Origin of the sequence: Pantoea anthophila, assembly GCF_006494375.1 — a bacterium.
In the GTDB taxonomy this organism is placed as follows: domain Bacteria; phylum Pseudomonadota; class Gammaproteobacteria; order Enterobacterales; family Enterobacteriaceae; genus Pantoea; species Pantoea anthophila.
This window is the reverse complement of the sequence record NZ_VHIZ01000041.1, coordinates 91,537-103,980: the sequence shown is the minus strand read 5'-3', so window position 1 is coordinate 103,980 and position 12,444 is coordinate 91,537. Positions and strand designations below refer to the sequence as shown.

General features: G+C 61.6%; 9 protein-coding genes. 6 read left to right on the top strand and 3 right to left on the bottom strand.

Annotated features, from left to right (window positions below; all coding sequences use genetic code 11):
• Nucleotides 1–2: 2 nt before the first annotated feature.
• Genes FJW00_RS10165 through FJW00_RS10155 form a run of 3 tightly spaced genes read left to right on the top strand, consistent with a single transcriptional unit; the run spans nucleotide 3 to nucleotide 5,265 of the window.
• Nucleotides 3–3,806: a cellulose biosynthesis protein BcsC gene (locus FJW00_RS10165; protein ID WP_140923952.1), complete on the top strand. Its 3,804-nt coding sequence runs from the start codon at nucleotides 3–5 to the stop codon at nucleotides 3,804–3,806.
• Nucleotides 3,806–4,249 carry a cellulose biosynthesis protein BcsD gene (gene bcsD, locus FJW00_RS10160; protein ID WP_009088381.1) on the top strand — a complete coding sequence of 148 codons (444 nt, stop codon included), beginning with the start codon at nucleotides 3,806–3,808 and terminating at the stop codon, nucleotides 4,247–4,249. Before FJW00_RS10165 ends, bcsD begins: the two co-directional genes overlap by 1 nt.
• A gap of 8 nt (nucleotides 4,250–4,257) precedes the next feature.
• The gene (locus tag FJW00_RS10155; protein WP_058958313.1) at nucleotides 4,258–5,265 is read left to right on the top strand and encodes a family 8 glycosyl hydrolase; all 1,008 of its coding nucleotides are present in this window, start codon (nucleotides 4,258–4,260) and stop codon (nucleotides 5,263–5,265) included.
• A gap of 82 nt (nucleotides 5,266–5,347) precedes the next feature.
• Here the strand turns inward: FJW00_RS10155 and bcsG are convergent, their stop codons facing one another.
• Genes bcsG through bcsE form a run of 3 tightly spaced genes read right to left on the bottom strand, consistent with a single transcriptional unit; the run spans nucleotide 5,348 to nucleotide 8,734 of the window.
• Complete coding sequence (gene bcsG, locus FJW00_RS10150) at nucleotides 5,348–7,012, bottom strand: cellulose biosynthesis protein BcsG (protein ID WP_140923949.1); 1,665 nt, start codon at nucleotides 7,010–7,012, stop codon at nucleotides 5,348–5,350.
• Entirely contained in the window at nucleotides 7,002–7,199 is a 198-nt protein-coding gene (gene bcsF, locus FJW00_RS10145) for a cellulose biosynthesis protein BcsF (RefSeq protein WP_009088386.1), read from the bottom strand. Before bcsF ends, bcsG begins: the two co-directional genes overlap by 11 nt.
• A complete protein-coding gene (gene bcsE, locus FJW00_RS10140; protein WP_140923947.1) occupies nucleotides 7,199–8,734 on the bottom strand; it encodes a cellulose biosynthesis protein BcsE in 1,536 nt (511 codons plus the stop codon). The genes bcsF and bcsE overlap by 1 nt, the downstream gene beginning before the upstream one ends.
• Before the next feature lie 195 nt (nucleotides 8,735–8,929).
• Between bcsE and bcsR the strand changes: the two genes are divergently transcribed.
• From bcsR to bcsA, 3 genes are read left to right on the top strand one after another with little or no spacing between them, the layout of a single operon-like run.
• Nucleotides 8,930–9,127, top strand: a complete 198-nt coding sequence (gene bcsR / locus FJW00_RS10135; RefSeq protein ID WP_009088390.1) for a cellulose biosynthesis protein BcsR — start codon at nucleotides 8,930–8,932, stop codon at nucleotides 9,125–9,127.
• Nucleotides 9,127–9,852: a cellulose biosynthesis protein BcsQ gene (bcsQ, locus tag FJW00_RS10130; protein WP_140923945.1), complete on the top strand. Its 726-nt coding sequence runs from the start codon at nucleotides 9,127–9,129 to the stop codon at nucleotides 9,850–9,852. Before bcsR ends, bcsQ begins: the two co-directional genes overlap by 1 nt.
• Entirely contained in the window at nucleotides 9,849–12,443 is a 2,595-nt protein-coding gene (gene bcsA / locus FJW00_RS10125) for a UDP-forming cellulose synthase catalytic subunit (RefSeq protein WP_009088393.1), read from the top strand. Before bcsQ ends, bcsA begins: the two co-directional genes overlap by 4 nt.
• The last annotated feature ends 1 nt before the right edge of the window (nucleotide 12,444 follow it).

The window sequence follows — 12,444 nt, the reverse complement described above, 5'->3', positions numbered from 1 at the left end:
GAATGAAAACGACTCTGATAAGTGCCGGAATCCGCCATGCGCTGCTGCTGGGCAGCACGCTGATCTTCTCTTCGCCGCTGCTGGCGGCGGAAAGCAGCAACCCGGCGTTGCAGGCGCTGTTCGACCAGGCTTCTTACTGGCACCAGAAGGCGCATGACGATCTGGCGAAGGCTTCGCTGCAGAAGGTGCTGATGGTGGAACCCGGCAACACCCAGGCGCTCTACCTGCTGGCGCTCTATTCCCAGCAGGGCGGCGACACGGCGGCGGCGGCGCAGTATCGCGCCCGCCTGAGTCAGGTTGCCCCTGGCGATCCCCATCTGAGCGAGCTGGATAATGCGCGCCAGATGCAGACCATTCCGCAGGCGCAGCTTTCGCTGGCGCGTCAGCAGGCGCGCAGCGGCAATATACCGGCGGCGTTACAGACCTGGCGCAACACCTTCAGCGGCAATGAGCCGCCCGCCAGCGTGGCGGCGGAATATTATCTCACCATGGCCGGCGACCGTACGCTGCTGCCGCAGGCGGTCGAGGCCCTGCGGCAGTTTGCGGCGCAGCATCCGCAGGACACGGGTGCGCAGCTGGCGCTGGGGAAAGCGCTGACTTATCAGGAGTCGACCCGCCGTGAAGGCATCGAAGTGCTGAGCGCGCTGGCGAGCGGCAATCAGGATGCTGACCGTTCACTGCGTCAGGCGCTGCTGTGGCTCGGCCCGCAGCCCGCCGATGCGGCGCGTTATCAGACCTGGCAGCAGCGTCATCCGCAGGACACTGCGGTCATGGACTACTACCGTAAGAACGTGGGTGGCGCAGAAAAAGGGGCGGGCTTCAGCGCGCTGAACAGCGGGGATGTCGGCGGGGCGCAGGCCAGCTTTGAAAAAGTGCTGGGTGCGAATCCTCAGGATGCGGATGCGCTGGCGGGCATGGGCTACGTGGCCCAGCGTGACGGACGTTATCAGGAAGCGGCCGATTATCTGCAGCGGGCGGCGCAGCTTGGCGGCGATCAGAGTGCGTCGCGTCAGCAGCAGGCCGACGATGCCCGCTTCTATGCGCAGCTGGCCAGCGCGCAGCAGGCGCTGAAAAACGGCGACAGCGCACAGGCGCTGACATTAAGCGAACCACTGATGCAGGCGCAGGGCGAAAAAGGGCTGGCCGCCAGGCTGTTCCGCGCCGACGTGCTGCGCCGCACGAATCAGCCCGTCCAGGCAGAGCAGATCTACCGCGAAATCCTGCAAAGCGATGCGGATAACCGCAGCGCCAAAGAGGGGCTGTTTTACGTGCTGCGCCAGCAGAATCGTACGGCTGAAGCTGGCAGCCTGCTGGGCTCCCTGCCGGAGAGCGTACGCCAGAGCGTCGCACCGCGGGCGAATGAAGCCGATGCGCTGCGCCAGCAGGCGAAGCGTCAGCTGGCCGCCGGTAACAGCGCCGCGGCGATGGCGACGCTGCAACAGGCTATTCAGCGCTATCCCACGGAGGGGTGGCTGCGGCTCGATCTGGCCCGGCTCTACCGCCAGCAGGGGGATACGCTGCTGGCCGCTAACGTGATGCAGCCGGTCATGCGCAGCGGTGCCAGCAGCAGCGAGCTGTATGCCGGCGCACTCAACGCCAGCGAAAGCGGCGGCTGGCAGCAGGCCAGCACCTTACTGTCACGCATTCCCGCCAGCGCACAGACCGCAGCGATGCGTGAACTGGCGCAGCGGGTCAATTTCAACCTGCAGATGAGCACCGCCGATCGCTATCTGGCGCAGGGGGCCACGGCCGCCGCCGCCAATACCCTGAAAGCGCTCACGGTCAATCCGCCCGCGAATCCGGTTGATGCCGGTAATCTGGCGCAGAAGCTGGCGCAGGCGGGCGATCTCTCCAGCGCCGTCTCGCTGGTGCGGGCGAACCTGCAGCGCGGCGTGCAGGGGAATGCGGGCGACTATGCGGCGCAGATGGCGGTGCTGAATCAGGCGGGCCTCGGCAGTGAGGCACAGCGCTTCCTCAGTAACCCTGAGCTGCAGGCGCGCAGTACCCCGACCCAGCTGGCCGGCATTCGCAACGGCTATCTGATTAATGAAGTGGATCGCCTGCGGCAGCAGCGGCAGTATGCGGTGGCCTATGACAAGCTGATTGGTGCCCTGCAGCAGGATCCTCAGAACCGCGATCTGATGTTCGCGATGGCCCGTCTTTACCAGGACGGTAAGATGAACCGGGATGCCGGTGTGGTGTATGACTACCTGATGACCCAGGATACTCCGACTCAGGATGCCCGTGTCGGGGCCATCAACGTGGCGCTGGCGCAGAACGATGTGCAGCGCGCCAGTGCGCTGAGTCGTGGCCTTAACCGCACCGCGCCGTCGGCCGATCGCCTGCTGCTGCTGGCGCGCGTCGCGGAAGCCAACGGCGACCATACGCAGGCGATGGGCTATCTGCGTTCCGCGCGTGGTCAGCTGATCGGCCTGCAGGGCGCGCAGCCCGGCAGCGTGCCGACGATAGGCGGGCTGGCGCTGGCGGATAACCCCTTTATCAATCGCCACACTTCGCCGGTAGGACGCACCGCGTCCAGCTACGGCACCGTGCTGCCGTGGCAGGCAGCGCCTGCCGGGGTGACGGCACAGGGCGAACCGGCTGCGGGCAGCGAAACCGCGTCCCGACAGGCGCAGACGCTGCACGAGATCGACACCATGATGGATTCGCTGCAGGAGAAAACCGGCACCTGGAGTCAGGGTATGGTGCAGGTGCGCGGGCGTGATGGCGAGTCAGGCCTGAGCAAACTCACCGAAGCCAAAGCGCCGCTGACGTTCTCTACCGTGCCGTTTGAAAAGGCGCGCTTTGACTTTACCGCCACGCCGGTCTCGCTCACGGCGGGCAGCGGCGCGGCCGATGCGTGGCGTCGTTTCGGCACCAATGCGCTGAGCCAGGGCAATGTGGTCGCCGCAGGCGGTGCCACGGTCAATGATCTGCCGAACGCCACCACCGATTCGCAAACGGCGTCGGGCGTGGAGCTGAATCTGGCGCTGAAGGGCGACCGTTACAAGGTCGATCTCGGCAGTACGCCGCTGGGGCAGGATCTCAGTACCCTGGTGGGCGGCGTTCAGTGGTCACCGAAGCTGACCGACTTCCTGACGCTGATCCTGACCGGCGAGCGCCGCGCCATTACCGACAGCCTGCTCTCATACGTGGGCGCAGAGGATAAGGCCAGCGGTAAACGCTGGGGCCGCGTCACGAAGAACGGGGCTAACGCCCTGCTAAGCTACGACAATGGCGATGCGGGCTTCTATGCCGGGGCAGGCGCTTACAGCTATCTGGGTGAAAATGTTGCCAGCAACAACAGTCTGCAGGCGACGGCAGGCGCTTATGTTCGTCCGTTCCACAGCGACGACCGCGAGCTGAAAGTGGGGATGAGCCTGTCGTGGATGGACTTCTCGAAAAACCTTAGCTATTTCAGCTACGGGCAGGGCGGCTACTTCAGCCCGCAGAACTATGCGGCGGTCTCTTTCCCGGTGGAGTTCTCTCGCCGGTTTAACGATCTGAAAGTGAACATCGGCGGTTCCGCCGGTTATCAGAGCTACAGCCAGGATAAGAGTGCGTACTTCCCGGCCGATGCCCGGCTGCAGTCGCAGCTGGAGGCGCTTGCCGCCGGTGGCAGCGTGAAAGAGGCGTACTATTCGGGTGGCAGTAAAAACGGCGTCGGCTACAACCTGCACGCGGGGGCTGACTATAAACTCAATAAAGATGTGACGATTGGCGGCCAGCTGGGCTATGACACCTTTGGTGACTACAACGAAAGCAGCGCGCAGCTCTATGTCCGCTATCTGTTCGGAGAGAAGTAATGAGTGAGCATTCGGGCGGTTCGCATCCCTGGCAGCCGGGCTGGTTTGACCTGGTCAGCGTGCTGATTGAGGGGATGATCGCCAACGCCGGTCAGCAGGAGGCGGAAGCCTTCCTCTACCGCATGGGGGAGTCGCTGGCGACCCGCTATCCGTTGCCAGCGGCACGCACCGTGCAGGATCTGGAGCGCGAGTGTAATCTGCAGCTGGCGCGCTTTAACTGGGGGTTTGTGCAGCTTCAGCCGGAAGAGGCGGCGCTGCGGATTACCTGTCACGCTATACCGGCAGGCGACAACATCCTTTCACCGGCTGAGTGGCAGTCGGCGTTTGGTGCGGTGCTGGCCGGTCTTTTTTCGGGCTGGCTGCAGGGGCAGGGCGGCAGCAACCGGGTGCCGGTGACGGCTGAACGCAGTGAAGGCAGTACGCTGTACTATCGATATCAATAGGATCAACTATGAAACGTAAGCCATTCTGGCTGGGCTGGATCTGCTCAGTGTTACTGCTGGCCTGCAGCGCGCAGGCCAGTGCCAGCGGCTGGGACACTTTTAAAAGCCGTTTTGTTACCCCTGAAGGGCGGATCATCGACACCGCCAATAACAATGTCAGTCACACTGAAGGTCAGGGGTATGGCATGTTGCTGGCGGTCGCTAACGATGACCGCGCCACTTTTGATCGGCTGTGGCAGTGGACGCGCACCCAGTTGCGTAATCCGCAGACCGAGCTGTTCTACTGGCGCTATGTGCCGGGCAGTGACAATCCGGTTGCCGACAAAAACAACGCCTCGGATGGTGATGTGTTGCTCGCCTGGGCGCTGCAGCGTGCCGCGCAGAAGTGGCAGGCTGAGAGCTATCAGCAGGCCTCTGACCGCATCCAGCGTGCCATCATCCGGCTGGATGTGGCGAATTTTGGCGGGCACACCGTGCTGTTGCCGGGGGCGCAGGGCTTTAACAAAGGCAGCTTTGTAGTGCTGAACCCCTCCTACTTCCTGTTTCAGGCCTGGCATGAGTTTGGCGAGCGCAGCCATCTCCAGGTCTGGGATAAGCTGATCAATGACGGCTTCGATCTGCTGGGTAAGCTGAGCTTTGGGAAAACCGGCCTGCCGCTGGACTGGGTGGCGCTGAATGCTGACGGTACGGTTGCCCCGGCCGTCGGCTATTCCAGCCGCTTCAGCTACGACGCCATTCGCGTGCCGCTGAACATCTGGTGGTATGACCCGCACAGTCTGGCGCTGGTGCCGTTTCAGCGCGTCTGGCAGGGTTACAGCCGGATGCTGACGCCAGCCTGGTTTGACGTGCTGGCGAATACCCCGGCCCCTTACCATCTTGAGGGCGGTCTGCTGGCAGTTCGTGACCTGACGCTGAATGAGACGGGCTATCTGAGCGATACGCTGGCGGCGGATCAGAACTACTTTTCGGCCAGCCTGCAGTTACTGACCTGGCAGGCTTTTCAGGAGAAGCGCTGATTGCTCAGCGCCCTGTTGCGGATAGCAGCGGGTTCATTCCGGTTCAGGCGCGTCGCCGCGCCTGAACCCCTCCATCGCTGCGCTACTGCGGGTAGGCGACCCAGTCGCCGCCGTTAAGCCGGATCCAGGGTTTGCCCTGATACATCATCACCACCGCACCATCATTCTCCGATACGACAGGCGTCTGAGGCAGCTTGTCCGTCAGCACCGACATGTTCACATTCGGCGCATTAAACACCTGACCATCGACCACGCGCGAGACAAGCTCTGAGACAGCCAGCAGGCTGGTTGGTGCATCGATATTCAGGGGCTGTCCCTGATGCGGTGCCTTCATGCCGACAAACTTAATTCCCACCGGCACGTGCGTGATATCGGGGCTGGGGATATCGCGCAGGCCGGACATCTGCATTTTATCGCCCTGCAGCGCGGCACCATGCTCCGGCACCACCAGAACCATCACCCGGCGGCCCGATTTCTCCAGCTGCGTCAGGAAGGCGTCGATCTGGTCAAACAGCAGCTGAGCGCGCGGCTTCCACGGGGCCGTTTTCGTGCTGCCCAGGTCGCGCGTGCCGTCGTGCAGCGGGATCAGATTGTAGAAGGTGGCGCTGCGCGCATCGCTGCTCTTGCTGCGGTCATCCAGCCAGCGCTGCATCACCTGGGCATCGTTAAGCACCGGCGAGCCGTCGAACGAGGTCAGTTCCGGCGCGATACCCGCCTGGGACATCAGCGGAGCCTGAATATCGCCTGACTCGCGTAACTCCTTGAGATAGTTACCGAACACACCGGTATGATCCATCATCAGCTGCTCTTTAAAGCCCAGTTTCGCCAGATTATCGAACAGATAGCAGCGTGAATCGGTGGGCTTATAGAGATCACTGTGCGAGGTCTGACCGCAGCTGGCACGCAGCAGGCGAATCCCCGCCGGGCCGCTGTAGCTGGTGGCCGAGTTGAAGTTGGTCAGCATGATGTCGAAGTGCTGCCACAGCGGGTGATTCCGCAGCTGGGACGCATCCATATCAGACCAGGCGAGCGAACAGATATTGATCACCAGAATGTCGAACGGCTGCGAATCGGCTGGCAGACTGTCAGGGAAGTGGGTGACGCGCTTGCGTTCACTCTCATAAAAGCGGCTGAGCCAGGCGGTCAGGCTGGCGCTGGTGGGGGCAGCCGACTGGTCGAGCCCCTCCGGTGCCGCCGCGGGCTGGCTGGCGGCGGCGGGCGTCTGATTCAGAACCACCTGCGGCGTGACGGCGCGCGTGGGCAGCAGCGACATCGCCGGGCCGGCGATAGTCAGCACGTTGAGCCAGATCATCATCAGCGACACCAGCACGGTGATGCGGATCCAGGGCGAAACAAACAGGTAGATCACCAGCAGCACAAACAGCGCACCTAACATCTGCCAGTTAATAAAGCGGTCAGCCAGATCGAGCAGGTAAGCGGCGGAGAAGCCCGCCAGCTGGTCGCCCTGGCTGAGCAGGCTGCTGAGCCCGGGCAGCCAGGTGTCATGCCAGAACAGCCCGATCCCGATGGGAAGGGAGATCCAGTGACGGAGGCGATGCAGGCGCAGCGACGGCAGCGGGAAGAGGAGCCAGGCGAGAAACACCAGATTGCTCAGGGCGTGAAAATTAAGATAGCCGTACCACAGCAGGGCAAACTTCACTAAGAAATAGAAATTCCAGCCGCCCAGGCCGCGCCAGCAGGACCACAAACGGGAAGCGTGGGCCGCAGCGGGTTGATCATTTTTCATTAATGTTGGCATCCGTTTTTGAAGATTGACGCTGCCAGTGCCCCTCAGACTTCAGCGCACGTGCAGGTAACAGGCGATTCAGCAGACCGTTCCAGCGGCGCGGCAGCCACTGCTGCCACACGGGTCTGGCGATCAGCAAAATGAACAGCAGCAGCAGCGCAATCTGCACCCAATCCATCAGGTTCATCAGGACTCTCTCTCCGGCAGTAATGTAATGGGCTGCGGAACCGGGCGCTCCGGCGCGGCCACTGGCGGGGTCTCCGCGGTGCGCACCGAATCGGAAACCGGCGTCAGCACCTGCAGCGCCATCGGCGTCATTTTTTTAATGTTGCCGATCTCGGCGAGGATCTGGTTGTCCTCAAACCAGATAATCCGGTTGGCAAACAGCTCATCGTGCGGCAGTGAAAAGATAAATTTCAGCGCTTTATCCAGGTCGTTGTAGCGGCAGGAGGAGAGGAACAGAATCACCCGATCCTCCAGCACCGTGACCAGATCGCCAAAGCGGCGCGGTTTGCAGAGCGTCAGAACCTGCTGAGGGGTAAGCTGCGGCACCGGGCGCAGGGCGACCAGCAGGCCTTTGTCATTTTCCGGCAGCAGGGTGTTGCTGATTAACTGGCTGACCGCCTCACAGAACGCATCCAGGCGCAGATAACCTTTTTCATGCAGCGGCTGCAGGGAGGCGATCAGCGCATCCAGGCTGGCGGGCACGCGACGACTGAACCGCTGCCCCTGAATCCCTTCGAGCATGGTGAGAAAGCGCGACATCGCCGCCGTGGTGGGCACAATGGTGTTCACGCCGCAGGCCTGCAGCAGGCGCTCATCGCTGTAACGCAGGCTGACGCCCATCTCACGCACCACAATTTTCAGCCCGTTGCCGCGCGCGCGGCGCAGGCTGTGCACCATTTTTGCCAGTTCACCGATCTGTTCACTGTGATTCAGGCTGAAGATCACGGTGGCCGCATGGGCCTGCTGCGCCTGCAACCAGACCTGCTGATTATCGTCAAACAGCTGCCACTGGCGGGAAAGCGGCGGCGCGCCTTCAAGCACGCTTTTATCGGCCAGATAGTGTTGCTCATCATTCAGGCTCAGCGGTTCCTGCGTTTCTTTTAACGCAAAGAAATGCGCATCTTCATAGCCCAGACGAAGCGTACGATCGGCAAACAGTCTTTCGCCGGTATACCACCAGCTTATTTGATACAGCCAGCTATCCTGCTCAACGGTTAAATAAGCCAGTCCGTCTATCTGACGATAATAACGCTGAAGCGAGCTGGTCTGATTAAAAAGAGTAATACCGGTGGTGACGATGAGAAGTGTAATATTTCGTTTGCGCAACATTCTGCGCATGCGTGTTATCCAGTCACGCAACTTCGCTTCGTTTAATTTATCCCATTGCGCCGTACTGCTGCTGAAGATCACCAGCCCACTTTTATGACTGAGCGTGCGGGATAAATCCCTTTCCAGCTGCAGCAGACTTTTTTTATTTGCCGGCAGAGAAAAGAGCGGGATACGGTCGGGGCCGCCCGTCAGGTCGGGCGTCAGCAGCTCGCGGGGCGGCAGCCCGGCGCTGATGAGCGTTACGGCATGCTGCTGGGAAATAACCTGTCGAATAAAGGCACGCATATCCTGCTGGCGTGCGCAGGTGACCCAATAAAAACCGGGATTTTGCAACGTTATGACTTCAGGCTGAACCTGTCGCAGCCCCAGTGAAAAAGAATTTTTCATAATGAATTCGATATTGTTCCAGCCCAGGCTAGTTTATTATAGTCAGCACAGGTTGTAACCTGACGAATTAAAAATTACTGCGACAGGCCAATTACGCTTTTCTGATAGCGTCCTTATTCTGGAAACCCCTTTTCAGAAAAAAGGCGAAGAGGCCACTGTCCTCAATCCGACACTGTTTGTTCGTGGCGAAAAATAATGACAAACCCGAATGTTTATACGCCGGTCGCCGTTGAGGGTGGACCTCAGGATGATATCAGCGCACTGCGTGACGCCTTTTCTCTGCACGCGTTCCGTTATATCGATATTGCCCGCGAAGAACGGCTGGCAGAGATCGTATCGCGCTGGCCATTATTAACCGAAACCGTTGCCGCACAGCCGGAGCCGCATCGCTGATGGCGCTGATGGCACTTCAGGGCATCCGGGGCGGTGTCGGCACCTCCTCTCTCTGCGCAGGTCTCGGCTGGGCGCTGTCGGCACTGGGTGAACAGGTTCTGCTGATTGACGGCTCGCCGGTCAGCCAGCTCGGCATGCATTTTAATCTGCCGGTGCAGGCGGAGCAGGGCTGGATGCAGGCGCTGTGTCACGGCGGCGACTGGCTGCAGAGCGCCCGGCGCTATCCGCAGGGGCCGGATCTGCTTCCCTATGGTCAGCTCTCCGCTTCCGCCTCCGCTGCGGTTCAGGACAGCACGATTGCTGCCCCGCTGCTGGCGGCGCTACCGGCGCTGCGGGCGCGCTACGGCTGGATAATTTTTGATCTGCCCGCCGAAAGCGCGCCGTGGCATGCAGCGCTCTATGCGCAGCTGGATGGCCTGCTCGGCGTCATTACGCCCGATGCGAACTGCCATTTGCGCCTGAGTCAGCAACGCTTTCCTGCGGCGACCCGTTTTCTGATCAACCAGTTCAACGCCAACAGCCGCCTGCAGCAGGATCTGCATCAGCTCTGGATGGCGTCGCTGAATCCGCTGATCCCGCTGCTGATCCACCGGGATGAAGCGCTGTCAGAAGCGCTGATGATGAAGCAGCCGGTCGGAGAATACCGGCCCCACGCGCTGGTCAGCGAAGAGCTCACCACCCTGGCGAACTGGCTGCTGCTTCATCTGAAAGGCGATCGCGTATGAACCCGCTGCGCTGGCTGCTGACCCGACCCGCCTGGCTGGCGTTGCAGCGTCGCTACAGCACCGCCCGGAACAACGGAGCATCCCGCTTCGCCAGCGCGCTGCATCTCTTCTGGTGCGGGCTGGCGGTGACGCTGTTGCGCCTGGAGGCACCGGGCTGGCAGCAGATTATTCAGCAGCGCCGCCGCCTCTATCCGCATATTTCGCCCGAACGCCCGCAGCCGCTTGATCCTGTGCGCTATCTGATCCAGACGCTCTGGCTGGTGTTTATCCTGCCGGGTGATGGCCGCCGCCGCGTGAACGGCTTCGCCACGCTGGCTGGCTGGCGGCAGCGGGTCTATCGCTGGCTCGACAGGCGTGGCAGGCAGGCAGAGGCGCAGGGGCTGGGCGCGCGGGCGGAAAAACGGCTGAAGAGACTGCCGCCCCTGCTGCGTTACGCTCTCCTGGCCGGGATGGGCGTGATCGCGTCGGTACTGGCGCTGCTCTGTATCAGCCAGCCCTTTGACCTGCTGACGCAGTTTATCTTTGTGCTGCTGCTCTGGAGTCTGGCGATGGTGGTGCGGCGCGTGCCGGGCCGCTTACCGACCATGATGCTGATCGTCCTGTCGCTGACCGTATCCTGCCGCTATCTCTGGTGGCGTTACACCTCGACACTCAACTGGGATGACCCGCTCAGCCTGGTGCTGGGTCTGCTGCTGATCGCCGCCGAAACCTATGCCTGGGTGGTGCTGGTGCTGGGCTATTTCCAGACGCTATGGCCGCTCAACCGTCAGCCGGTTTCGATGCCTGCCGATCGTGCGCTGTGGCCGTCGGTGGATCTGCTGGTTCCGACCTATAACGAACCGCTCAGCGTGGTCAGGCCGACGCTTTACGCCGCGCTGGGTATCGACTGGCCGAAAGACCGGCTTAACATCTATCTGCTGGATGATGGCAACCGGCCCGAATTTCGCGCGTTCGCCGCCAGCATTGGCGTTAACTATGTGGTGCGTCCCTCGAATGAACACGCCAAAGCGGGCAACATCAACCATGCGCTGAAAAAGCACTGCCGCAGCGACTTCGTGTCGATCTTTGACTGCGACCATGTGCCGACGCGCGCCTTTTTGCAGATGACCATGGGCTGGTTTATCAAAGATCCCCGGCTGGCCATGCTGCAGACGCCGCACCACTTCTTTTCGCCCGATCCGTTTGAGCGCAATCTGGGCCGCTTTCGCCGCACGCCGAATGAGGGATCACTCTTCTACGGCCTGGTTCAGGATGGCAACGATACCTGGGATGCGACCTTCTTCTGCGGCTCCTGCGCCATTCTGCGCCGCACCGCGCTGGAGGAGATTGGCGGCATCGCGGTCGAAACCGTAACGGAAGATGCGCATACCTCGCTGCGCCTGCACCGGCTGGGTTACACCTCGGCCTATATCCGTATTCCTCAGGCCGCCGGACTGGCGACCGAGAGCCTGTCGGCGCATATCGGACAGCGAATCCGCTGGGCACGCGGCATGGTGCAGATCTTCCGTCTGGATAACCCCCTGTTCGGTAAAGGGCTTAAGTGGGTGCAGCGACTCTGTTATGCCAACGCCATGCTGCACTTTCTCTCCGGCATTCCGCGGCTGATCTTCCTGCTGGCTCCGCTGGCGTTTCTGCTCTGCCACGCCTACATCATCTACGCGCCCGCGCTGGCGATCGCGGTCTATGTGCTGCCCCACATGCTGCACACCAGCCTGACCAACTCGCGTATTCAGGGGCGCTGGCGGCACTCGTTCTGGAGTGAAGTCTACGAAACGGTGCTGGCGTGGTATATCGCCCTGCCCACGACCGTTGCGCTGATCAATCCCCACAAAGGCAAGTTTAACGTCACCGCCAAAGGCGGGCTGGTGGAGAAGCGGCATCTGGACTGGGTCATCACCCGGCCTTATATGCTGCTGGTGTTGCTTAACCTGGCGGGGGTAGGGATGGCGTTCTGGCGCATGCAGCACGGCCCGGCCAACGAGGTGTTAACGGTGTGGGTCAGCCTGGTGTGGGTCATCTACAACATGGTGATTCTGGGGGGCGCGGTAGCGGTCTCGGTTGAAGCCCGGCAGATCCGTGAGGCCCATCGCGTGGAGATTGCGATGCCTGCCGCCATTGCGCGCGAAAACGGCCACATGCTGCCCTGTACGCTGCGGGACTACTCCGATGGCGGGGTGGGTCTGGAGCTGCGCGAGCCGGATGCGTTGCGGGAGGATGAAAAGGTCTGGCTGCTGCTGCGTCGCGGTCAGCAGGAGTTCAGCTTCCCCTGCACGGTGCAGCGCGTCTTTGGCCGTCGGGCGGGCGTTCGCCTTGAGTCCCTGACCACCCGGCAGCACATCGATTTTATCCAGTGTACCTTCGCCCGTGCCGATACCTGGGCGTTGTGGCAGGACGGTTTCCCGGAAGATAAACCGGTGCAGAGCCTCACCGATATCATGATCCTCGGCTTCAAAGGTTATCTGCGCCTGGCGGAATATGGTCCGCCGCAGTTACGTCGGTTGTTTAACCTGCTTACCGCTGGGGTAAGCTGGCTGGCTTCGCTGTTGCCGCAAGGCATCGGACGCGTGCCCGCCTCAAAAAATCTGCATTGAG